At 70.9% G+C, this 20,994-nt stretch carries 20 protein-coding genes; 10 read left to right on the top strand and 10 right to left on the bottom strand.

All coding sequences use genetic code 11. The features are described 5' to 3' along the window. The first annotated feature begins 107 nt into the window (after positions 1–107). Complete coding sequence (locus G472_RS0123685) at positions 108–1,034, top strand: sensor histidine kinase (protein ID WP_029010363.1); 927 nt, start codon at positions 108–110, stop codon at positions 1,032–1,034. A gap of 3 nt (positions 1,035–1,037) precedes the next feature. Here the strand turns inward: G472_RS0123685 and G472_RS0123680 are convergent, their stop codons facing one another. After that, positions 1,038–1,796, bottom strand: coding sequence for a Crp/Fnr family transcriptional regulator (locus tag G472_RS0123680; protein ID WP_051341193.1), 759 nt, complete (start codon positions 1,794–1,796; stop codon positions 1,038–1,040). 163 nt (positions 1,797–1,959) lie between these two features. Between G472_RS0123680 and G472_RS35240 the strand changes: the two genes are divergently transcribed. Further along, the gene (locus G472_RS35240) at positions 1,960–2,493 is read left to right on the top strand and encodes a pathogenesis-related family 1 protein (RefSeq protein ID WP_051341192.1); all 534 of its coding nucleotides are present in this window, start codon (positions 1,960–1,962) and stop codon (positions 2,491–2,493) included. Between the two features lie 9 nt (positions 2,494–2,502). Here G472_RS35240 and G472_RS0123670 read toward each other — a convergent pair whose 3' ends face one another. The 4 genes from G472_RS0123670 to G472_RS0123655 all read right to left on the bottom strand — a co-directional run bounded on the left by G472_RS0123670 (position 2,503) and on the right by G472_RS0123655 (position 5,913). Next, positions 2,503–2,844 (bottom strand): type II toxin-antitoxin system HicB family antitoxin, encoded by a 342-nt coding sequence (locus tag G472_RS0123670; protein WP_029010361.1) that lies wholly within the window; start codon positions 2,842–2,844, stop codon positions 2,503–2,505. Positions 2,845–2,947: 103 nt separating this feature from the next. Further along, a complete protein-coding gene (locus tag G472_RS0123665) occupies positions 2,948–3,640 on the bottom strand; it encodes an ABC transporter ATP-binding protein (RefSeq protein WP_029010360.1) in 693 nt (230 codons plus the stop codon). Beyond that, entirely contained in the window at positions 3,637–4,890 is a 1,254-nt protein-coding gene (locus G472_RS0123660; protein WP_035693560.1) for an ABC transporter permease, read from the bottom strand. The genes G472_RS0123665 and G472_RS0123660 overlap by 4 nt, the downstream gene beginning before the upstream one ends. 3 nt (positions 4,891–4,893) lie before the next feature. Continuing rightward, on the bottom strand, positions 4,894–5,913 hold the full coding sequence (locus G472_RS0123655) for an efflux RND transporter periplasmic adaptor subunit (protein ID WP_029010358.1): 1,020 nt from the start codon (positions 5,911–5,913) through the stop codon (positions 4,894–4,896). A 52-nt stretch (positions 5,914–5,965) separates the two neighbouring features. Here G472_RS0123655 and G472_RS35235 point away from each other — a divergent pair, with 52 nt between their 5' ends. Together G472_RS35235 and G472_RS0123645 are read left to right on the top strand one after the other, a co-directional pair. Further along, positions 5,966–6,424 (top strand): hypothetical protein, encoded by a 459-nt coding sequence (locus tag G472_RS35235; protein WP_051341191.1) that lies wholly within the window; start codon positions 5,966–5,968, stop codon positions 6,422–6,424. A 405-nt stretch (positions 6,425–6,829) separates the two neighbouring features. Continuing rightward, the gene (locus tag G472_RS0123645) at positions 6,830–9,937 is read left to right on the top strand and encodes an Rne/Rng family ribonuclease (RefSeq protein WP_029010357.1); all 3,108 of its coding nucleotides are present in this window, start codon (positions 6,830–6,832) and stop codon (positions 9,935–9,937) included. 153 nt (positions 9,938–10,090) lie between these two features. Here G472_RS0123645 and G472_RS0123640 read toward each other — a convergent pair whose 3' ends face one another. After that, positions 10,091–10,990, bottom strand: coding sequence for a branched-chain amino acid aminotransferase (locus tag G472_RS0123640; protein ID WP_029010356.1), 900 nt, complete (start codon positions 10,988–10,990; stop codon positions 10,091–10,093). Positions 10,991–11,109: 119 nt separating this feature from the next. On the opposite strand from G472_RS0123640, the gene G472_RS0123635 reads away from it, so the two are divergent. The 4 genes from G472_RS0123635 to G472_RS0123620 all read left to right on the top strand — a co-directional run bounded on the left by G472_RS0123635 (position 11,110) and on the right by G472_RS0123620 (position 14,840). Next, the gene (locus G472_RS0123635; RefSeq protein ID WP_029010355.1) at positions 11,110–11,631 is read left to right on the top strand and encodes a MarR family winged helix-turn-helix transcriptional regulator; all 522 of its coding nucleotides are present in this window, start codon (positions 11,110–11,112) and stop codon (positions 11,629–11,631) included. 153 nt (positions 11,632–11,784) lie between these two features. Then, complete coding sequence (locus G472_RS0123630) at positions 11,785–12,477, top strand: response regulator (RefSeq protein ID WP_029010354.1); 693 nt, start codon at positions 11,785–11,787, stop codon at positions 12,475–12,477. Further along, on the top strand, positions 12,474–13,877 hold the full coding sequence (locus G472_RS0123625; protein WP_029010353.1) for an ATP-binding protein: 1,404 nt from the start codon (positions 12,474–12,476) through the stop codon (positions 13,875–13,877). The genes G472_RS0123630 and G472_RS0123625 overlap by 4 nt, the downstream gene beginning before the upstream one ends. A 24-nt stretch (positions 13,878–13,901) precedes the next feature. Continuing rightward, complete coding sequence (locus G472_RS0123620) at positions 13,902–14,840, top strand: L-lactate dehydrogenase (RefSeq protein ID WP_029010352.1); 939 nt, start codon at positions 13,902–13,904, stop codon at positions 14,838–14,840. A gap of 16 nt (positions 14,841–14,856) precedes the next feature. On the opposite strand, the gene G472_RS35230 is transcribed toward G472_RS0123620, so the two are convergent. The 4 genes from G472_RS35230 to G472_RS0123600 form a co-directional block, all read right to left on the bottom strand. Continuing rightward, positions 14,857–16,053, bottom strand: coding sequence for a multidrug effflux MFS transporter (locus G472_RS35230; protein WP_051341190.1), 1,197 nt, complete (start codon positions 16,051–16,053; stop codon positions 14,857–14,859). Between the two features lie 13 nt (positions 16,054–16,066). Beyond that, positions 16,067–17,092: a hypothetical protein gene (locus G472_RS0123610; RefSeq protein WP_029010351.1), complete on the bottom strand. Its 1,026-nt coding sequence runs from the start codon at positions 17,090–17,092 to the stop codon at positions 16,067–16,069. A gap of 237 nt (positions 17,093–17,329) precedes the next feature. Further along, a complete protein-coding gene (locus tag G472_RS0123605) occupies positions 17,330–17,776 on the bottom strand; it encodes a hemerythrin domain-containing protein (protein ID WP_035693557.1) in 447 nt (148 codons plus the stop codon). Positions 17,777–17,867: 91 nt separating this feature from the next. After that, the gene (locus G472_RS0123600) at positions 17,868–20,114 is read right to left on the bottom strand and encodes a bifunctional acetate--CoA ligase family protein/GNAT family N-acetyltransferase (protein ID WP_029010349.1); all 2,247 of its coding nucleotides are present in this window, start codon (positions 20,112–20,114) and stop codon (positions 17,868–17,870) included. 101 nt (positions 20,115–20,215) lie between these two features. Between G472_RS0123600 and G472_RS0123595 the strand changes: the two genes are divergently transcribed. Continuing rightward, the gene (locus G472_RS0123595; protein WP_035693555.1) at positions 20,216–20,473 is read left to right on the top strand and encodes an acyl carrier protein; all 258 of its coding nucleotides are present in this window, start codon (positions 20,216–20,218) and stop codon (positions 20,471–20,473) included. A gap of 93 nt (positions 20,474–20,566) precedes the next feature. After that, the coding region (locus tag G472_RS0123590; protein WP_029010347.1) for a ribulose-phosphate 3-epimerase at positions 20,567–20,994 on the top strand (428 nt) is incomplete at its 3' end.

The raw sequence follows: 20,994 nt of genomic DNA, 5'->3' as shown, positions 1-20,994 counted from the left end.
GGCTGTGAAAAAGCACCCGTTAACCTAACATAGGTTAGTGCGAGCAACAGTCTTGCGCGATAGGCTTCCGATCCCAATCGTTCGCCCGCCCGGGAGTGTCGGCATCCATGGAAAACCTGCCCCTCCCGGAGGCCGTGCGCGTCGCCCCGGTGCCCATGGCACTCTGCGCACACGGACGGGAGGGAGTGTCGTTCGTCTGCGTCAACGACGCGATGGTCCGCCTCACCGGCCATTCCGCCGCGGAGCTGCTAACCGACGGCTGGGCGCTGCTCGGAAACGAGACCGACTCCCCGGGAGCGGATGCGGTGCGCGACGTGGTGCTGCGGCACCGCAACGGCGGCGCCCTGCCCTGCCGGCTGCACGCCGCGCCGGTTCCCGGCTCCGACCTGCTGGTCGTGCAACTGGTGGAGACGCCCCACGCTCCGGCCCCCGACGCCACGCTGCTGCGCGACTTCCGGCACCGGGTGATGAACCACCTTCAGTTCATCCAGAGCGTCATTCACATGCAGTCCCTGCGCATAGAGTCCGAACCGACGCAGGACGCGCTGCGGGACCTGGGGGCACGAATCGACGCGCTGGCCGTGGTTTATCGCCAGCTCTACGCCACCGGCACCGACGGCCGCATCGAACTGGCGGAGTACCTCGGCCAGCTCGTCGCCAACCTGTCCTCCTTCTACGACCGCGAAGGGCGGATCACGGTCAGCGTCGACGCCCCCGACTCTTCCCTGCTGCTGCCGGTCGAACGGGCGTTTCCGCTGGGGCTGATCGTTACGGAACTGGTGGTGAACAGCTTCAAGCACGCCTTCCGGGGGCGCTCCGGCGGCACCATTCGCATCGCCCTGTCCGGTCCGGGCGCCGGTCCGATCGTGGTGCTGGTGGAGGACGACGGGCCGGGTGTGGCCGACGCCGCCCCCACCGTCGGCAAGCGCCTGGGGCTGACGCTGATCCGGTCCCTGGCCAATCAGATCGGAGGCACGGTCGCGCCGGAGCCGGGGCGGGGTGCGCGGTTCGTGATCACGGTGCCCCTCGCCTGACCGTCACGACGACAGGCGGCTCTGCACGCCCTTGGGCATGCGGCGGACATAGAGGTACAGGTCGTCGAAATCGGCGGTGGCGGACAGTTCCGGCATCCGCCGGACATGGATGACCGGCCCGTCGATCTCGATCAGGCCGTCCGCCCGCAAGCGGCCCAGCGTGCGGTTGACGTGGACCGTGCTCAGGCCCAGCGTGTCGGCGATCTGCTCCTGCGTCACCGGAAAGACGAACCGGTCGTCCTGTGCCATCTGCACCATCTGCAAACGGCGCAGCAGTTCCAGCAGCAGGTGCGCCAGACGCTCCTGCGCCGTGCGCCGGCCCAGGCTGGCGGCCTTCTCCGCCAGCACCGCCTCCTCCCGCGCCCCCGACCAGGCGAAGGCGATCGCCAGCTTGGGGTGATGGCGGAACAGGTCGGTGACCGCCTCGGGGGGGAACTCGGCGATCTCCGCCTCGGTCAGGGTGACCGCGGAGTGATCGGCCACCTCCAGCAGGTTTGCGTAAAGGCCGATGATGTCGCCGGGAATCGCGTAGTTGGTGATCTGGCGGCGGCCGTCCGACAGAGTCTTGAACCGCATGGCCCAGCCGCGGCGCACCACCACCACCGGGCCGAAGGTCTCCCCCTGCACCGCAAGTTCGGTACCCGCAGGAACCCGGCGAGTCGTCGCCTCCAGCCGGTTCAGCCAGGACAACTCCTCACCGCTCAGGCGGACCAGGATTTCCAGCTTGCGAATCAACGGGCTCTTCACGGACGTCTTGGACATCTCTCCATCGCCACTTGCCGTTACCGTCATGGGAAACACCGGCCAAGAGGTTTTTATTCAGAACCCAATCGGGTTAGTCTCGTCGATCGGGTAACACCCCTTGCCCGGGCGGCGTGCGGCCCCAAGAGTTGCAAACGATCCACCATCAGCAGGGAACGCCCTCATGCCTCTGTTCCGATCGATCCCGCAGCCGCTCCGCCCCGTCGGCGCGCCCGCCGCGATCCTCCTCGCGCTCCTGGCCATTCCGGCCGTCACCGGTGCGGTCGCCGCCGACCCTCCGGACCGCTTCGAGGGGATCGTCGCCGCTCACAACGCGGTCCGCGCGGAGGTCGGCGTGCCACCGCTGGAATGGTCGCAGGATCTGGCCGACCGGGCGCAGGGCTGGGCCGACACGCTCGGGCGGCGCGGGTGCGCCATGGAGCATTCGAGCGGCAGCGGCTACGGCGAGAACCTCGCGTGGGCGTCCGGCGCGACGATGTCCCCCCGCGAGGTGGTGGAACGCTGGGCAGCGGAAAGACGCCACTACGACTACGCCGCCAACGCCTGCGCGCCGGGCGAGGTCTGCGGCCATTACACCCAGGTGGTGTGGGACAGCACGCGGCGTGTCGGCTGCGGCAAGGCCACATGCGGCCGGGAGGAGGTCTGGGTCTGCAACTACGATCCGCCGGGCAACATCATCGGCCGCAAGCCCTATTGATCAGCCTGTCTATCCGGCCTTGCGGTCGACGCCGGCCGCCTCGCTCAGCCGGTCGGCGACCCAGGCGGAGACACTCTTGCCCTCGCGCCGGGCGCAGATGGCGATGGCGCGGTGGAGCATGGGATTGACGCGGACCGCGATCTTCCCGGAATAGGGCTGGCCGGCCGATGTCGCCATGTCGCTGGATAAGGCGATGTACTCCTCCACCGCCCGCCGGAAGGCGTCGCGCAGTTCCTCCACCGAACGGCCGGAGAAGGTGATGCCGTCGCGCGTGTTGATCACTTCGCCGACGAAGATGCCGGCGTCGTCGTCGAAGTCGATCTGGGCCTTATAGCCCTTGTAGTCCATCATCGGCGGCGTCCTCGGGTAAGGCGGTGGAGCGAAGATACCCGTGCGCCGGGTGCGACGGTTTGACCTGCCTCAATTCTCGCAGACGCGTTAGGGCTATGCGGCATTATGCGCGATCCTCGCGGTCGATCCGGCCGTCCACCAGGTGGATGCGGCGGCCGGCCTGCGCCGCCAGATGCTCGTCGTGGGTCACCGTCACCACCGCCGTTCCCGTGTCGCGGGCCAGCCCGGCGAAGATGTCGAACACGGTGCGGGCGTTGTGGGTGTCCAGGTTTCCCGTGGGCTCGTCGGCCAGGATCACCCGCGGCGCGTTGGCCAGCGCCCGGGCGATGGCCACCCGCTGGCGCTGCCCGCCCGACAACTGATCGGGCCGCTTGCGGGCCTGGTCGCCCAGCCCCAGCCGCTCCAGCAGCTCCTCCGCCCGCCGGTGCATGTCCGCGTCCGACAGGGCCGCCAGCTTGCGCATGGGAATCAGCACGTTGCCGAGCACGGTGAACTCCGGCAGCAGGAAATGGAACTGGAAGACGAAGCCCAGCCGGGTCAGGCGCAGGCGCGCGCGGTCGTTCTCCGGCAGGCCGGCGGCGTCGCGCCCGTCCAGCAGCACGCTGCCCTCACTCGGCCGGTCGAGCAGCCCCAGCAGGTACAGCAGCGACGACTTGCCCGACCCCGAGGGGCCGGTGATGGCGATGAACTCCCCGGGGGCGATCGCCAGGTCGATGCCGCGCACCAGCGTCACCGGCATCGGGCCGGGCAGCACGCGGCCGAGGCCCCGCGCCTCGATGACCGGCGCCGCACTCACGCCGCCCCCCGGACGATCTCCACCGGGTTGAGGCGGGCGGCCCGGCGCGCCGGAATATAGGCGGCCAGCGTCGCCGCGGTGACCGAGAAGGCGCCGCCCACCGCGTAATGAACGAAAGAATAGGCGAGATGGAACCGGTCGTTCTGGATGGTGCCGCCGCCGAAGTTGAAGCGCAGGCTGCCGAGCAGCGACACCAGGGCGTAGCCGATCACCCAGCCGAGCAGCGCCCCGATCACCCCGACCAGCAGCCCTTCGAGAATGAAGATGCGGTGGATGTCTCCTTCCGCGAATCCCAGGGACTTCATGATGGCGATGTCGCGGCTCTTCTCGTACACCACGGTGGAGATGATGTTGAAGATGCCGAAGGCGGCAACGACCATGATCGCCCCGACGGTGGAGTACATGACGGCGCTCTGGATGCGGAAGACGCTGAAGACGCCCTGGTTCGCCTCCTGCCAGCTTTCCGCCTTGTAGGCGTAGCGGGCCTCCAGCCGGGCCGCGAGGTCGCCGGCGGCGTCGATGTCGTCCATGCGGATGCGGATGCGGTTGATGACGTTGGGCCGGTCCTGGAGGATCTGCACCTCCTTCAGCAGCATGATCGCCTGCCCGTCGTCGAAGGAGCTGACGCCCGTCCGGTAGATCCCCACCACCGTGACCCGCCGGATCACCCCGGCCGGCGAGATGGCGGTCAACCGGTCGCTCATGCCGGCCCCCAGCCGCTTGGCCAGACCCGCCCCCAGCACGACGCCGTCGGGACGCGTCTGCAGATCGCGCAGGCTGCCCGCCAGCATGTCCTTCTCCAGGCGGGTGATGCGCAGCTCCTGGCTCGGCTCGATGCCGCTGAGGGTGGCGTTCCGTTCGGCCGCGCCGTAACGCAGGAACACCTGCCCCGACAGGGACGGTGCCGCCTCGACACCGGGCAGGCGGCGGATGGCCTCGACGATCCCCGGCCCGCCCTTGATTCCGCGCACCTGATCGCGCGGCTTGACACCCTCCACCCGCACGGCACCGTCGGGAAATGCGGTCACCGCCGGCTGGCGCTCGGGTTCGCGGAACTCATCGCTGATGGTGATGTGGGGGGCCACGTCGACCACGGTGGAAATGAAGAACCCCTGGAAGCCTTGCATCATCGCGGTCATGGCGATGAAGAACCCGACCCCCAGCGCCACCCCCAGCACCGACACCAGCGTCTGGCGCTTGCGCCCGCGCAGGTGGGTGACGGCGACGTCGACGGCCAGCGGCAACGCCATGGCTCACGACTCCCGCAGGCGCACGGGCATGCCGTCCGCCAGACCGGCCGGCGGGGCCGCCACCACCCGTTCGTCGCCGCTGAGCCCGGCGCGGATCTCGGCCCGGCCGTTGCCCACCACGCCGACCTCCACCGACCGCGCCCGGGCGACGCCGTCTTCGATCACGAAGACGCGGCCGGCCGCCACCGCCCCCTCCGGCACCAGAAGGGCGTCGTCGGCGCGGCGGGTGATGATGTTGGCCTCCACCGTCATGCCGATCAGCAGCGGCGTGTCGTCGGGAAGGGCGATGCGCACGCGGTAGCTCTTGTTCACCGGATCGCCCATGGGCGTGAACTCCCCCACCCGCCCGTCCAGCGCCCGGCCGGGAAAGGCGTCGGCCTTGATCAGGGCGGTCAGCCCGGTGCGGACGCGGGGCATGTCCTCCTCGTCCACCTCCACCACCGCCCACAGGGGCACGGTGCGGCCCACCGTGAACAGCACCCTGGACGCGGCCGTGCGGACGATGTCGCCGATCTCCGCGTCGCGGCGCAGCACCACCCCGTCGATGGGGGCCACCAGTTCGTAGCGGGCCAGCGCCTCGCGCTGGGCGCCGATGGCGGCGCGCACCTGGGCCAGCTCGCTGACCGCGCGTTCATAGGCGGCGGCGCTGGCCACGCCGCGGCGGGACAGCTCCTGCTGACGATCAACCTCGGATTGCAGGAAACGGGCCCGCGCCTCCAGCTCCCGCAGGTGGGCCTGCGCCTCGGCATCGTCCAGGCGGGCCAGGAGCTGGCCGCGGCGCACCGCCTCGCCGTCGCGCACCAGCACCTCCTCGATGCGGGCCGAGACCAGGGACTCCACGCGCGCCCAGTGCACCGGCTCCACCGTCCCGGTGGCATACACCGCCTCCACCGCCGGCCCCCGCTCCACGCCGGCCAGACGCACGACCGGCGGCAGCGCGCTCCACCACAGGGCCGTGCCTCCCGCGGCCGCGGCCGCCAGCAGGATCACGAGGGGAAACAGGATTCGGACGGGTCGGGCCATGCGGGATGCGTCGTCGGGAACGGGCTGCCTCGGGAGGCCCGGATAGGGTAGCATGCCCGCCACCGCCATGACGGACATCAACGCCATCCTTTTTTCGCGCCCCGTGCGCATCCACGGACCGGACGACGCCCGCGCCGCGCTGGCCGCCGCCCGAGCGCTCGGCATGGGGGTCGCCCTGTGCGCGCCACCGGGTGCGGGTGCCCTGTGGCTGCGCCGCGTCGCGGAACGGGCGGCGTCCGGCTACCCGGACGTTCCGGTCGCGGCCGTGCTGGATTGCGGCGACCGGGCCGGCGAGGCGCAGGGGGCGCTGGCGGCGGGCGTGCGCCACCTGCTGTTCCGCGGCTCCCCCGCCGCCGCCGACCGGCTGGCCGACATCGCGGCGGCATCGGGAGCGGTGGTGCTGCGCGCCCTGCCCGAACCGCTCGACCTGCGCGGCGCGCGCGACCCGGTGGCGGCGTGCACCGCCTGGCTCGCCGGAGGCACCGGCGGCGGCGGGATGCGTACGGATTAGCGAACCGCATGCAAATCCAATTCCTTTATTGTACGGGTGCCCGTGCTTGTCTATGGTAGCGATGCGACATGCCGCGATTCGCCAATGCGCGCCGTGAGCGGTCCCGAAGGGGAACGGTCAAGGGGCGGGGGGCGTCGAGCACGGGATGGGGCGGGCCGCGAACAGCCTTTCCGACCCTCGTCACGTGTTTGGCGCCGACGGATTCCGCGGCGGAAGAGGAGAAACCTTGAAGCTGATCCCGGTTGATGAGGCCGGGGTCCGGCGATCGAACCCGGGACGTCCTGGCAGCTCGCGACAGCGCCGTTCGATGCCCCGTTGCCGGCGCCGCACGCTTCGCCAGAGCGATGACGCTTCGCCCCGTCCGTCGGTCGCGCGGACTGGCCGGGCGCGTCATGGGGATCTTGAATGACAAAACGAATGCTGATTGACGCGACGCACCCGGAAGAAACCCGGGTCGCCGTGCTCAATGGAAACAAGCTCGAAGACCTAGACTTCGAAATCGCCTCCAGGAAGCAGCTCAAGGGTAACATCTACCTCGCCAAGGTGACACGGGTCGAACCGTCACTGCAGGCGGCCTTCGTGGAGTACGGCGGGAACCGCCACGGCTTCCTGGCCTTCTCGGAAATCCACCCCGACTACTACCGCATCCCGATGGCCGACCGGCAGGCGCTGCTGGCCGAGGAGCGGCGGTTGAGCGAGCAGGCGGAGGCCCGCGCCGAGCGCGAGGCCGACGAGTCCCCCGACGAGGCGGACGAGCGCGGCCGCGACACCACCGGCGAGGGTGAAGGCGAGAGCGACTTCGCCGACGCCGGGTCGGCTTCCGGTGACGACAGCGAGGTGGGCGGCAGCGGCAGCGCCACCCTGGCCGACGCGATCCAGCCCGACGAGCTGAGCGAGCGCGTCTCTCCCATGCCGTCGCCCATCGCCGGCCCCGACGGCGACGACGACGAAACCGGCGCGGCCCCGACCCCCGGTGCCGGCGAGAACCTGGACGTGGTCGGCGGCGACGACGCCGAGGATGCGCGCCGCCGCCGCGCCCGCCCCTTGCGCTCCTACAAGATCCAGGAAGTGATCAAGCGCCGGCAGATCATGCTGGTCCAGGTCACCAAGGAGGAGCGCGGCAACAAGGGTGCGGCCCTCACCACCTACCTGTCGCTGCCCGGCCGCTTCTGCGTGCTGATGCCCAACACCGGGCGCGGCGGCGGCATCAGCCGCAAGATCACCAACCCGGCGGATCGCAAGCGGCTGAAGGAGATCCTCTCCGACCTCGACATTCCCGACGGCATGGCGGTCATCCTGCGCACCGCCGGCCTGGAGCGCTCCCGCCAGGAGATCAAGCGCGATCTGGAATACCTGCTGCGTCTGTGGGACGACATCCGCGAGCAGACGCTGAAGTCCAGCGCGCCCTGCCTCATCTATGAAGAGGCAAACCTGATCAAGCGCGCCATCCGCGACCTCTACGCCGACGACATCGACGAGATGTGGGTGGAGGGCGAGACCGGCTTCAACACCGCGCGCGACTTCATGCGCATGCTGATGCCGACCCACACCAAGCGGGTGCAGCTCTATCGGAACGAACAGATCCCGCTGTTCCACCGCTATCAGGTGGAAGGCCAGATCGACGCGATCCACAGCCCGGTGGTGCAGCTCCGCTCGGGCGGCTACATCGTCATCAACCCGACCGAGGCGCTGGTCGCCATCGACGTCAACTCCGGCAAGTCGACGCGCGAGCGCAACATCGAGGAGACGGCGTTCAAGACCAACCTGGAAGCGGCGGAGGAGGTGGCGCGCCAGCTCCGCCTGCGCGACCTGGCGGGTCTGATCGTCATCGACTTCATTGACATGGAGGAGTCGCGCAACAACGCCGCGGTCGAACGCCGCCTGAAGGAGGCGATGAAGACCGACCGGGCGCGCATCCAGCTCGGCCGCATCTCGCCGTTCGGCCTGATGGAGCTGTCGCGCCAGCGCCTGCGCCCGTCGCTGCTGGAAACCAACTTCGAGCGCTGCCCGCACTGCTCCGGCACCGGCGTCATCCGCTCGGTGGAATCCTCGTCCCTGCACGTGCTGCGCGCCATCGAGGAGGAGGGCATCCGCAAGCGCTCCGCCGAGATCACGGTGGCCGTGCCGACGGCGATCGCGCTGTACATCCTCAACCAGAAGCGCAACGACCTCATCCGCATCGAAGCCAAGTACGGCTTCCGCGTGCAGGTCCAGGCCGACGACACGCTGATCGCGCCGGAACTGCGGCTCGAACGCGTCAAGGCGCGCCAGGCCGGTGACGAGGGTGGGCCGCTGGTCAGCGCCGATCGCGTCATGGCCGAGACCGACCGCCAACTCGCCGCCGAGGCCGAGGAGGCCGAAACGGAGGCCCGCGAGGAGGCCGAGACCGCCGAGGAGCCGGGCGAGGCGACCGCCGAAGCCGGTGAGACCGGCGATCAGGAGCGCCGCCGCCGCCGCCGGCGCCGCCGTGGCCGCAACCGCGACCGCGAGGGGCCGGAGACCCGGACCGGCATGCCCGGCGAGGGCGAGGCCGCCGAAGCCGCCGGAGAAGGCGAGTTCGTCGACGCGCCGGGCGAAGCCGAAGCCGCCGCTCCGGACGAGGCTGCGACCGGCGACGGGGAGGAGGGCGAGTCCGCCGAATTCGCCGGTGAGGACGACGCCGAGGGTGACGCCGCACGCAAGAAGCGCCGCCGCGGCAAGCGGGGCGGCCGGCGCCGGGCCCGCCGTGAAGAGGGGCTGCCCGGCGAGACCGCCGGCGAAGGGGAAGAGGCGGAGGCTGCCGGTGGCGTGCCGCAGCCGGCTAACCCGGAACCCGCCCCGGCCGCAAACCTGGAGCCGATCGACTTCGATTGGATACTGACCGGCGAGTCCCCGGCCGCTGACGAACCCACCGCCCCGGCGCAGGACAACGCGCCGGTGGAGGCGGACGTCGCCGAAGAGGCGAACGTGGCGGCGGCAGACGCGGAGGCTGAACCCGAGGCGGCCGCCGAAACGCCGCCCGTCGCCGCCGCGGAGGCCAAGCCGAAGGCGCGCCGCAAGGCTCCGGCCAAGGCCGCTGCCGCGAAGGCGGCCCCGGCGGAGGCCAAGGCGGAGGCCAAGCCGGTCAAGGCGGCCAAGGCTCCGGCCCGCTCGCGCAAGAAGGCAGCGGAGCCGGTCGAGGCCCCGCAGGCCGACCTGCCGGTGACCGAGCCCGCCGCCGCCGAGGAGGCGCCGAAGCCGAAGAAGGCCCCGGCCCGCTCGCGCAAGAAGGCAGCCGCCGCGGCGGAAGCACCGCAGGCCACGCTGCCGGCGGAATCCGCCGCACCCGCCGAGGAGGCGCCGAAGCCGAAGAAGGCCCCGGCCCGCTCACGCAAAAAGGCAGCCGCGGCCGCGGAAGCCCCGCAGGCCACGCTGCCGGCGGAACCGGCGACGCCGGATGCCGGCGACACGGCGGCGCCCGAGCCGGAAGCGGCCGCGGCCGACTCCGGCGACACCACCCCCCAGCGGCCCCGCCGCGGCTGGTGGGCACGCTGAGCCCGGGCAACGACGCTCCGAGACGACAAAGGGAGGCACCGCAAGGTGCCTCCCGTCGTCGTTCCGAGGCACCGCAAGGTGCCTCCCGTCGTCGTTCCGAGGCACCGCAGGATGCCTCCCGTCTTCGTTCCGGTACGCCTGTCCCCGGGTGGCTCAGGCCGCGGCGGCGGCGGACGCCCCGGGGGAGCGGACCAGGGCGTCGTAGTCCCTGATCAGTGCCTCGCACACCCGACCGGGGGTGAACCGGTGCTCGCCGATCCCACCAACCGGCGTCACCTCGGCGGCGGTGCCGGTGATGAACACCTCCTGCGCGTCCGCCAGCTCCTCCGGGCGGATGGCGCGTTCGATCACCTCCAGGCCGCGGGCCCGGGCCAGGCCGATGACCGTGCGCCGGGTGATGCCGTCCAGGAAGCAGTCGGGCGTCGGCGTGTGGATCTTCCCGTCGATGACCAGGAACAGGTTGGCTCCCGTGGCCTCCGCCAGCAGGCCGCGGTAGTCCAGCATCAGGGCGTCCTGGTACCCCTGCTGCTCGGCCGCGTGCTTTGACAGGGTACAGATCATGTAAAGGCCGGCCGCCTTGGAGGCGACCGGGGCGGTGTCGGGGGCCGGCCGGCGCCAGGGCGCCCACATCAGGCGGATGCCCGCCATCTTCGATTCGGGGGTGAAGTAGCTGGGCCACTCCCACGCGGCGATCGCCAGATGGATCTTGTTGTTCTGGGCGGACACGCCCATCATCTCGCTGCCACGCCACGCCACGGGACGGACATAGGCGTCGCTGAGACCCGTCGAACGCACCACCGCCTCGGTCGCCGCGTCGATGTCGGCCACGCTCCAGGGAATGTGAAAGCCGAGAATCTCCGCCGACCGGACCAAACGTTCGCTGTGTTCGGTCAGTTTGAAGACGGTGCCGTTGTAAACCCGCTCGCCTTCGAATACACAGCTTGCGTAATGCAGGCCGTGTGACAGCACGTGCAGCTTCGCCTCGCGCCAGGGAACCAGCGCGCCGTCATACCAGATCGTGCCGTCACGGTCGTCGAAGGGGATGATGGCCATGGGTGCTTTTCCTCACAGTGCTCCGGGCCGGCGCGCGGTTGTGTGTTGCCGGAACCAGCTTGTTCGATTATGTCTCAACCGCCGCCTCACTGGTAACATTCCATACCGATCACGTCAACATGGCTGACATAAAAGCAGGGGTGAATCAGCTATTCCTTCGCGAGGAGGAACTGCGCACGGGCATGGAACTGCTGTTCTATGCGTATCGGGAGTTCACCGCCGAACCCGACGAGATCCTGGCCAAGCTCGGCTTCGGCCGGGCGCACCACCGTGTCATCTACTTTGTCGGCCGCCATCCGCGGATCACCGTCTCGGACCTGCTGGCGATCCTGCGGATCACCAAACAGAGCCTGTCGCGCGTGCTGGGGGAGCTGGTCCGCCAGGGCTACATCAACCAGACCACGGGTGTGCGCGACCGCCGCCAGCGCCTGCTGGAGCTGACCGACAAGGGTGTGGACCTGGAACGGGAGCTGTCGGAGACCCAGCGCCAGCGCATCGCCCGCGCCTACCGCATGGCCGGGGCCGAGGCGGTGGAGGGCTTCCGCAAGGTGATGCTGGGCATGCTGGATGAGGAGGACCGGACCCGCTTCGCGACGCCCGCGGCGGCGGCCCGGCTGGCCGCCGTCAAGCGATCGGGGTGAGGCGCTAAGCAGGTTTTCCGAACTCCGCCCACGGATAGGCGGGCTCGGAAAACCTGCAAAACCATAGAGTCCGCAGGTTTTTCCCGGCCGGGCCCGAGGCCCGAACTGGAAAAACCTGCTTAGAGCGGCATGCGCGCGCGCTATAGTCGCGCCATGACCGACGATCTGCCTCACATCCTGGTGGTGGACGACGATACGCGGCTGCGAGAACTCCTGCGCCGCTATCTCTCGTCGAACGGGTTCCTCGCCACCACCGCGTGCGACGCGGCGGACGCGCGGGCCAAGCTTGCCGGGCTCGCCTTCGATCTGCTGGTGCTCGACATCATGATGCCCGGCGAATCCGGCCTGGAGCTGACGGAGTCGCTGCGCAAGGCGAGCGACGTTCCCATCCTGCTGCTGACCGCCCGCGGCGAGCCGGACGACCGCATCGCCGGCCTTGAGGCCGGGGCCGACGATTATCTGGCCAAACCCTTCCAGCCGCGCGAGCTGGTGCTGCGCATCAACTCCATCCTGCGCCGCCAGGCCCCCCGCCCGGCCGACCCGCCGGCGCAACCGGTCCGCCTGGGGCGGCTGGTCTTCCACCCCGACCGGGACGAACTGCGCAACGGCGAGGAGGTGATCCGCCTCACCACGGCCGAGGCCAGCCTGCTGCGGGTCTTCGCCGCCGCTCCCGGCGTCGTCTTCACCCGCGAGGAGCTGACGGAGCGCAGCAAGGTCGCGGGCAACGTGCGCACCATCGACGTCCAGGTGACCCGCCTGCGCCGCAAGATCGAGCCCGACCCGCGCGAGCCGCGCTTCCTGCACACCGTGCGCGGCGAGGGCTACGTGCTGAGGCCGGAGGGATGACGGCGCTGCGCGACGCCGATGCCGCACCGCAGCGCCTGCGCGATCTCGCCGGCCCGCCGCCGCGCGGCCTGAAGCGCTATCTGCCGCGCACCCTGTTCGGCCGGTCGCTGCTGATCATCGTCACCCCGGTGATCCTGGCCCAGGCGGTGGCGACCTGGATCTTCTACGACCGCCACTGGGACACCATGACCAACCGCCTGGCCTTCGCGGTGGCCGGCGACATCGCCATGATCATCGAGCAGATCGAGCGCGACCCTACCCCGCCGGGCATCGAGCGCACCCTGACCATGGCCGCCCGCACCACCGACCTGGTGGTCACCGTGGAACCCGGCGTCATCCTGGACCCGGAGTACGAAGTCTACGCCTTCCGCGCCCGGCGCCGCTGGCCCAGCCTGGGGCTGCTGGAAGCGACGCTGGCCCAGGCCATGGCGGAGCGGGTCGGGCGTCCCTTCTCCATCGATTCGCGGGTGGCGCGGGAGTGGTACGAGATCCGCGTCCAGCTCCCGTCGGGCGTGCTGTCGGTGATGTCGCCGGAACGGCGGCTGTTCAGCCCGACCAGCTACATCTTCATTCTCTGGATGGTCGGCTCGGCCCTGGTGCTGTTTGCCGTCGCCATCGTCTTCATGCGCAACCAGATCCGCCCCATCCGCCGCCTGGCCGTCGCCGCCGATGGGTTCGGCAAGGGCCGCGACGTGCCCAACTTCAAGCCCGAGGGGGCGCTGGAGGTCCGCCAGGCCGCCGCCGCCTTCCTGCTGATGCGCGAGCGCATCCAGCGTCAGATCACCCAGCGCACCGAGATGCTGGCCGGCGTCAGCCACGACCTGCGCACGCCGCTGACCCGCATGAAGCTGGCCCTGGACATGCTGGGCGACAGCCCGGAGGTGGAGGAGCTGAAGGATGACGTCGCCGAGATGGAGGCGATGATCGAAGGCTATCTCGCCTTCGCCCGCGGCGAGGGGACGGAGGCGGTGCAGCCGACCGACCTCACCCGTCTGCTGACCGAAGTGGTCAACGGCGCCCGGCGTGAGGGCATCGCGGTGACACTCGCGGTGGACGGCCGCCTGTCGCTGCCGCTGCGCCCCAACGCCATGCGCCGCTGTCTGACCAACCTGCTGGTCAACGCCCGCCGCCACGCCGACCATGTGTGGGTGGCGGCGCAGCGGCAGGGCAACGTGATGGAGATCACCGTCGACGACGACGGCCCCGGCATTCCGGCACCGCTGCGCGAAGACGTCTTCAAGCCGTTCTTCCGGGTGGACGCGTCGCGCAACAAGGCGACCGGCGGGGCCGGGCTGGGGCTGACCATCGCCCGCGACGTGGTGCGCGGTCACGGCGGGGACATCCTGCTGGGCGACAGCCCGCACGGCGGGCTGCGTGCCCGGATCTGCCTGCCGGTGTAAACGCTGATAGTGAAGGAGGGTGGCATGAAGATCGGCATCATCGGGGCGGGGTTCGTCGGCAGCACGGCCGCGTTCGCCATGGTCATGGCCGGTTCGGCCAGCGAGATCGTGCTGGTCGACGCGAACGAGGCGCTGGCGCGGGCGCAGGCGCACGACATCGCCCACGCCATCCCCTTCGCCCGTCCCACCGTGGTCCGCCACGGGGATTACCCGGAGCTGGCCGGGGCGGGCGTGGTGGTGCTGTCGGCGGGCGTGGCGCAGCGGCCGGGGGAAACGCGGCTGCAACTGCTGGAGCGCAACGCCCGCGTCTTCGGGGCCATCATTCCCCGGGCGCTGGCCGCCGCCCCCGACGCCATCCTGCTGGTGGCCAGCAACCCCGTGGACGTGATGACGCAGGTGGCGACCCGCATCTCCGGCCTGCCGCGGTCGCGCGTGCTGGGGTCGGGCACGGTGCTGGACACCGCGCGGTTCCGCGCCCTGCTCGGCGAACGTCTGGGCGTGACGCCCAAGTCGGTGCACGCCCACGTGGTGGGTGAACATGGCGATTCGGAAGTTCTGCTGTGGTCGGGCGCCGATGCCGCGGGCATGCCCATCGACACCTTCGCCGCCCAGACCGGCCGGCCGCTGACCGACGACGACCGCGCCGCCATCGACCGGGGCGTGCGCCGCGCCGCCTACACGATCATCGAAGGCAAGGGCCACACCGCCTTCGGCATCGCCGGCGGGCTGGCCCGTCTGGTGGACGCCATCGCCGGGGATGAGCGGACGGTGCTGACCTGCTCCATCCTCAACGACAACGTGCTGGGGGTGCCGGAGGTGGCGCTGTCCCTGCCGCGGGTGCTGGGCGCCGGCGGCGTGCAGCAGACGGTCATGCCGCACCTGTCGGACGCGGAGGCCGCGGCGCTGCGGCGCAGCGCCGAGATCCTGAAGGAGGCCGCGGCGTCGGTGGAAGCGACGCTCTAGGCTCTCCCGTCCGTCGTCACCGCAGCGTGCGCAGCACCAGGACGCGCACGCTCGCGGCCACCACCAGGAACAGCGTCGCCAGGGGCAACAGGCTGGCGACCTGCAGAGAACTCGCCCCGATCATCACCACCGCCGCGCACAGCATAAGCGAGAACCCCAGGAGCGAGCTGGTCAGGCCGGCCATGGCGGGAAACAGGCCGACGCCGATGGCCATCAGGTTGGGGTACATGACGCCGGTGAAAAACACCATCACCAGGGTGGGAAGCACCAGCACCCACAGGTTCAGGTCGAACGGCACGGCCAGCCCCGCCATCGCCGCCGCCGCCACCACGTTGACGGTGGACGCCACGGCGAAGCGGGTGCGCACGGTGATCCGGCGCGGCAGCAGGCGGTTGCTGAAGCCGCCCAGGAAGTACATGGCCCCCATCAGCAGGGCGATGTGCCCATAGGCCGACGGCGACAGGCCCAGCACGGTCTGGACGATGAACGGCGCCACCAGGTTGAAGGTGAGCAGCACCGCATAGCTCAGCCCCATGGACAGGAAGACGAACAGGAACGTGCGGTCGGTGTAAATGGCGCGGCTGTTGCGTAGCACGTCGGGCAACCGGAAGGGCCGCGGTTCGGGATTGGTCTCCCGGTACAGCACCACCACCACCAGCAGCAGCACCGCCGCGTAGGCGATGAGGAAGTAGAGGCTGTACTCCCAGCCGTAGAGCGTCTGCAGCCACGCGCCGATGACCGGGGCGACGATCGGCCCCATGCCCCAGGCCACCACCATCCAGGTCATGACGTTGGCCAGGTCCTCGCCGCGGAAACGGTCGGCGGCGATGGCCTTCATCACTACCGACGCGGCGGTGATGCCCAGTCCCTGGACGATGCGGGCGGCGATGAACCCTTCGATGGAGCCGGCGAAGGCCGCCAGGATGCCACCCGCCAGGAACAGGCCGATGCCGGCCAGCAGCGCCACCCGGCGGCCCAGCGCGTCGGCCAGCGGGCCGTAGATGAGCTGTCCGATGGCGAACGCCACCAGGTACAGCGAGACGCTGAGCTGCACCATCGGCCGGGTGGTGCCGAAATGCTCCACCATCACCGGCAGGGACGGTACGTAGATGTCGATGGCCATCTGGCCGATGGGCGCCAGCGCCACGATCAGGAACACCAGGAACAGGTCGGCGCCGCCGCGCCGTGCGTCGGTGTGCAGGGCCACGCTCATGCGGGCCGCTCCTTCAATCCAGGACAATTCGGACCGGTGGTGTGCCTGCGCGTCGGCAGGACTCCGCCGCGAACGCCTTGTCGGACAGGGCGCGGGCGGTGTCGAAGACGGTCATGTCCTCGAAGAAGTAGCTGAAGAAGCCGCGCTGCACCGGGATCTCCACCGGCACCAGCGTGACCTCGCGGAAGGGCTCGCCCAGCTTGCCATGGCGGACCAGCCGGTTGACGAAGTCGATCGCGGCCACCTGCTGGGCATAGGGGCCGTTGAACCACAGCTCGGTTTCCAGGTCCTTGACCTCGAACTGGTTCTGCGGCAGCCGGCCGCGGAACCCGTAGGCCTGCGGACGCGCCATGTAGATCGTATCGGCGTCGCACAACTCGCTCAGCATGAACTGGCGGACATAGGCGCCGTCGATGCGCCGCCCCTCGGCGGAGGCCGGATCGGGGGCATCGAATCCGTAGGAGGTGAGCCACAGGGCATCGCGCACCGCCTGCGGGGTGATATCGGCCTCCTCCGTCCTGGGCAGGCTGTCGTGCAGCCGCGCCTTTTCCTCCGTGGTACGGTCCGCCGTCAGCTCCGAGCGGGCCTTGCGCCGGGCATCGAGCATGGCGCGCCCGGCGGGGTTGGCGTGCACGTACTCGATCCCCGCGGCGGGGTCGTAGCTGTTGAACAGGATGGGGATCGACGCCTCGTTGAAGCAGTCGGCGATCGCCGCGAAATGCGCCGGCGGACGGGCGGGCACGAAGGTCTGCGCCGGCAGCAGCCGGTCCAGCAGGGCCTGCGGCGTCGCCGGCGGCGGCAGCGCGACGAGACGGCGCATGTAGTCCGCCCACGCCGGTTCCAGCACCCCCTCAAGGCCGTGCATGGCGACCAGCCAATAGTTCAGCGGCAGCAGGGCGCCGCGGTAGGGCGTGGCGTCCACCGCCTGCTGCACCAGGGCGCCGAGATCGACCCGGGCGGCCGTTCCGGCCTCGACCCGCTTCTTCTGCGTCAGCCACTCCCACGTCCAGTGGATCATCCCGGACGTGCAGGAGATCATGTCCGGCTCGACGCCACGATCGCTGGCCGCCTGCAGGAATCCGACTCCATGCGCGTTCGAGCCGCCGATCCCGCCCAGCGCGAATGCAACCTTATGTTCTTTATCAGACGCCATGTCGCACCCCAACGTCGATGCTGCACCGCCGTTGTATAACTCATGGCATGTGCGGCTGCAACGATTGCTCAGGGTATGGGGTGCGACAAGACCGTTTGGCGTATGTGGATGCGGCCCTTTGGCCTATCCCTGCGACAGCGGTTTCAGCGCCGCCAGCGCGTGCGACTTGCGGTCGTCGAACAGGCGAGCGAGTTCGCGGGCGCGCTCCGCGTCGATGGCCTCGCGGGCCTCCTCGAACAGTTCCTCCTCCTCCTCGTCCAGATGGTGGCGGACCAGTTCGCCCAGCACCTGCAGCTTGGCCCGGAACGCCATGTCGCGGGTCGTCATGGCGTTCAGCTCGTCGAGCAGGCCGTTGATCATGTGGTGCTCGTTCAGCCCCTCGACGGTCTCCTCGCGGGCGGAACGGCTCTTTTCCAGGGCGGCGTAGAAGATGGTCTCCTCCGCCTTGCCGTGGGCCCACAGCTCGCGCTGCAACTCGTCGTAGGCACCGTCCGGCTCGCCCTTCCCGGCGCGCTCCAGCAGGCTGCGCAGGGTGTCGTGGTCCTTCTTGATGCGCTCGAAGATGTCCATGGTCGGGGGCTCCGCTCGGTTCACCGGGGCGGGCGTCGCTGCACCCGCCCCTTCCCCGGTGTGAACCCCGGTCCCCGCCGCCGGTTCCGGTCTACGGCGCCCGCGTCACGTGGACGACGCCGGGATCCTCCGGCAGACAGCGGCGCGCGAAGCCCAGGGCCTGGCAGAGGCGCAGCATCGCCCGGTTCTCCATCAGCACTTCGCCGAACACCTCCTTGACGCCGCGCGCACGGGCGTGGTCCAGGATGCGGCGCATCAGCACCGGCCCGAACCCCAGTCCGCCCGCGTCGTGGGCCACCATGATGGCGAACTCCCCCCGCTCCCCGTCGGCATCGACCGACAGGTGGACGACGCCGTGCAGGGCGGCGGCACCGGGCGGGCCGGGCTCGGCCACCGCCAGCCCCATCTCCCGGTCGTAGTCGAGCTGGGTCATGCGGGCAGCGGTGGCGTGGCTGAGCTCCGCCTTCGGCGCAAAGAAGCGCAGGCGGATCTCGTCGGCCGTCAGGCGGGCGAACAGGCCGCGCAGCGCCGGCTCGTCCTCCGGCACCAGCGGGCGCACCAGGAAACGGCGGCCGTCGGCCAGCGCCAGCGGCGCCTCCAGCTCCCGCGGGTAGGGGCGGATCGCCGGCGGCATCCGCACCGCGCCGGGCGGCAGCCGGCGCAGCGACGCACCGCCCACCCACACCCCGCACGGTCCGATACGTACGGGCGCCAGCACGAGGTCCGCCACACTCTCCCGCTCCAGGACGAGTTGGGACAGGCGGACCAGCAGCAGCGCCGCCGCATCCACCGCCGCGCCCCGTTCCTCCTCCGCCGCCGCCCGCAGGGCCGGCACGCGGAGCAAGGTCTCGCGGGCCAGCGCGGGGTTGAGCGGCGGCAGAACCGCCACGGTGCCGGCCCACAGGACCGGGCCGAACAGCGGGTCCACGGCGGCGCGCAGGGTCAGCTCGACGCCGGGCGGCGGCGGGCCTCCGACGGTGACCCCGTACGCCCCCAGCAGCCGCACCGCGTCCTGCGCCGCCAGCGCCGCCCGGGCGGCCGCGTCATCGGCCGGCGGCGCATCGGGAACGGAGGGTGGCGTCTCGGTCAGCAGGTCGAGATTGCGGCGCTGGCGGACGCGGTGGAGAAAGGCGCGTACGGCCCGGTCGGGCGTCTCGTACACCGGCACATGGTGGTGGGCGAGGTCGGACGCCGCTCGTTCGCCGTCCCGTTCGCCCAGCCAGCTCGTCAGCACCGGGGTGCGCACCTCCGGCAGGACGGCGGCGATGCCGCGCGCCACGTCGCCGGCCCCGGTCAGCGCGGTGGGGGCGTGCAGCAGCAGCACCGCATCGACCCCGGGGTCGCCGGCCAGCCGCGTCAGCGCACCGGCGTAGGCCGCGCCATCGGCTCCCTCGTCGAGGTCGAGGGGGTTGGACAGCCCCGCCGGCTGCGCCAGTCGCCCGATGCCGCCGGCGTACACCTGGTCGCCCAGGGCGTCCGCGGCGAGCCGGCCGATGCCCCGGCCGTTGGCCACGATGGCCAGCCGGTCGCCGCGGATCGGCACGCCCGACGCCAGGGTGCCCAGCGCATCGAACAGCGTCTCCAGGGTGCGCACGCGCAGCAGGCCGCTGCGGCGGAAGGCAGCGTCGAACACCGCGTCGGGGGTGACGCCGTCCCCATCCTCATGGCGGCCGGTGCGCAGCACGATCACCGGCTTCAGCCGCGCCGCCGCGCGCGCCGCCGACAGGAACCGCCGCGCGTCGGTCAGCCGGTCGATCGCCAGCAGGATGGACCGGCACTCCGCCTGCCCCGCCAGATAGTCGATGACGTCGGCGAACCCCACGTCCGCCTGGTCGCCCAGCACCGCCACATGGGAGAAGCCCGCGTCCCGGCGGATGGCCCAGTCCACCACCGCCCCGGCCAGTGTGGCCGACTGGGCCACCAGCGCCACCGACCCGGCGGGCGGCGGCCGGTGGAAGGCGCCGGCAATCAGGCGCCGCGCCGGCACGGCGATCCCCGAACTGGCCGGCCCCACGACCCGCACCCCGGCACCGCGCGCCGCCGTCCGCAGCGCCGCACAGGCCGCCGCGTCCGGTGCATGGCCGCCCGCCAGGATCACGGCGCGCGCACCGCGCCGGCCGGCCTCGGCCAGCAGCCCCGGCAGGCGGTCGGGCGCCGCAACCAGCACGCACAGCTCCGGCAGGGCCGTCAGTTCGTCCAGCCGTTCCACCGCCACCACCAGGCGGCCGTCGGCCGGCGCCAGGTTGCGGCGCACGGCGCGCACCAGAGGATCGTCCGGCGCCCCCGCGACGACCAGGCCGCCGGGCCGGAACAGCGCCTGAAGTTCGCGCACCGACATGGGTGTCCTCCCCCTGGCGTCTTGCTTTTGTGCGCCGATCCGGCGACGGTCGGCGCAGAGTCAGCATGCATCGTCGCCACCGCCAACGGAAGAGACCCCGCATGGCCGCCGTCCCCTCCCCCTTCGATCCCGCCATCCTGGATGCGCTGGGCTCCGTGGCGCCCGACGCCGATCTGTCGGCCCTCGACCCCGACCAGCCGTTCCGCGACCAGTTCGAGTTCGACTCGGTCGACTTCCTCAACTTCATCCTGAAGCTGGAAACCCGCTTCGACCTGCATGCGGAGGAACTGGACTATCCCCGCCTGACGACGCTCGCCGGCTGCCGCGCCTACCTGGCGGAGCACGCGGCGCAGGACTGAGGGCCACGGCCGCGACGGCGCGTTGCCCGATCACGGGGAAAGGTGCTATCTCACGCCGCGCCCGAAACCAGGAGCGAGACCAGGAGATTGCCCATGGCCGCCATCAGGATCGCCCCGTCCATCCTGTCCGCCGACTTCGCCCGGCTGGGGGAGGAGGTGCGCGCCATCGACGCGGCCGGGGCCGACTACATCCACATCGACGTGATGGACGGCCATTACGTGCCCAACATCACCATCGGCCCCGGCGTGGTGAAGGCCCTGCGCCCGCACACCGCGCGCGTCTTCGACGTCCACCTGATGATCGCGCCGGTGGACCCGTACGTGCCCGACTTCGTCAGGGCCGGCGCCGACATCGTCACCGTCCACGCCGAGGCCGGGCCGCACCTGCACCGCACCATCCAGCTCATCAAGAGCCTGGGGGCGAAGGCCGGCGTCTCGCTCAACCCCTCCACCCCCCTGTCGGCCCTGGATTACGTCCTGGACGACCTGGACCTGGTGCTGATCATGACGGTCAACCCCGG

Source organism: Azospirillum halopraeferens DSM 3675, from assembly GCF_000429625.1.
GTDB lineage: Bacteria > Pseudomonadota > Alphaproteobacteria > Azospirillales > Azospirillaceae > Azospirillum > Azospirillum halopraeferens.
The sequence above is the reverse complement of the archived record's forward strand: the minus strand, read 5'-3'. Positions and strand labels throughout refer to the sequence as shown.

What these genes read in the sequence shown, in the direction of transcription:
- G472_RS0123630 (WP_029010354.1), top strand. Translation starts at nt 11,785, where the DNA reads ATGACCGACGATCTGCCTCACATCCTGGTGGTGGACGACGATACGCGG.
- G472_RS0123685 (WP_029010363.1), top strand. Translation starts at nt 108, where the DNA reads ATGGAAAACCTGCCCCTCCCGGAGGCCGTGCGCGTCGCCCCGGTGCCC.
- G472_RS0123605 (WP_035693557.1), bottom strand. Translation starts at nt 17,776, where the DNA reads ATGGACATCTTCGAGCGCATCAAGAAGGACCACGACACCCTGCGCAGC.
- G472_RS0123670 (WP_029010361.1), bottom strand. Translation starts at nt 2,844, where the DNA reads ATGATGGACTACAAGGGCTATAAGGCCCAGATCGACTTCGACGACGAC.
- G472_RS35230 (WP_051341190.1), bottom strand. Translation starts at nt 16,053, where the DNA reads ATGAGCGTGGCCCTGCACACCGACGCACGGCGCGGCGGCGCCGACCTG.
- G472_RS0123610 (WP_029010351.1), bottom strand. Translation starts at nt 17,092, where the DNA reads ATGATCTCCTGCACGTCCGGGATGATCCACTGGACGTGGGAGTGGCTG.
- G472_RS0123600 (WP_029010349.1), bottom strand. Translation starts at nt 20,114, where the DNA reads ATGTCGGTGCGCGAACTTCAGGCGCTGTTCCGGCCCGGCGGCCTGGTC.
- G472_RS0123620 (WP_029010352.1), top strand. Translation starts at nt 13,902, where the DNA reads ATGAAGATCGGCATCATCGGGGCGGGGTTCGTCGGCAGCACGGCCGCG.
- G472_RS35235 (WP_051341191.1), top strand. Translation starts at nt 5,966, where the DNA reads ATGCCCGCCACCGCCATGACGGACATCAACGCCATCCTTTTTTCGCGC.
- G472_RS0123595 (WP_035693555.1), top strand. Translation starts at nt 20,216, where the DNA reads ATGGCCGCCGTCCCCTCCCCCTTCGATCCCGCCATCCTGGATGCGCTG.
- G472_RS0123660 (WP_035693560.1), bottom strand. Translation starts at nt 4,890, where the DNA reads ATGGCGTTGCCGCTGGCCGTCGACGTCGCCGTCACCCACCTGCGCGGG.
- G472_RS0123640 (WP_029010356.1), bottom strand. Translation starts at nt 10,990, where the DNA reads ATGGCCATCATCCCCTTCGACGACCGTGACGGCACGATCTGGTATGAC.
- G472_RS35240 (WP_051341192.1), top strand. Translation starts at nt 1,960, where the DNA reads ATGCCTCTGTTCCGATCGATCCCGCAGCCGCTCCGCCCCGTCGGCGCG.
- G472_RS0123680 (WP_051341193.1), bottom strand. Translation starts at nt 1,796, where the DNA reads ATGTCCAAGACGTCCGTGAAGAGCCCGTTGATTCGCAAGCTGGAAATC.
- G472_RS0123655 (WP_029010358.1), bottom strand. Translation starts at nt 5,913, where the DNA reads ATGGCCCGACCCGTCCGAATCCTGTTTCCCCTCGTGATCCTGCTGGCG.
- G472_RS0123635 (WP_029010355.1), top strand. Translation starts at nt 11,110, where the DNA reads ATGGCTGACATAAAAGCAGGGGTGAATCAGCTATTCCTTCGCGAGGAG.
- G472_RS0123645 (WP_029010357.1), top strand. Translation starts at nt 6,830, where the DNA reads ATGACAAAACGAATGCTGATTGACGCGACGCACCCGGAAGAAACCCGG.
- G472_RS0123625 (WP_029010353.1), top strand. Translation starts at nt 12,474, where the DNA reads ATGACGGCGCTGCGCGACGCCGATGCCGCACCGCAGCGCCTGCGCGAT.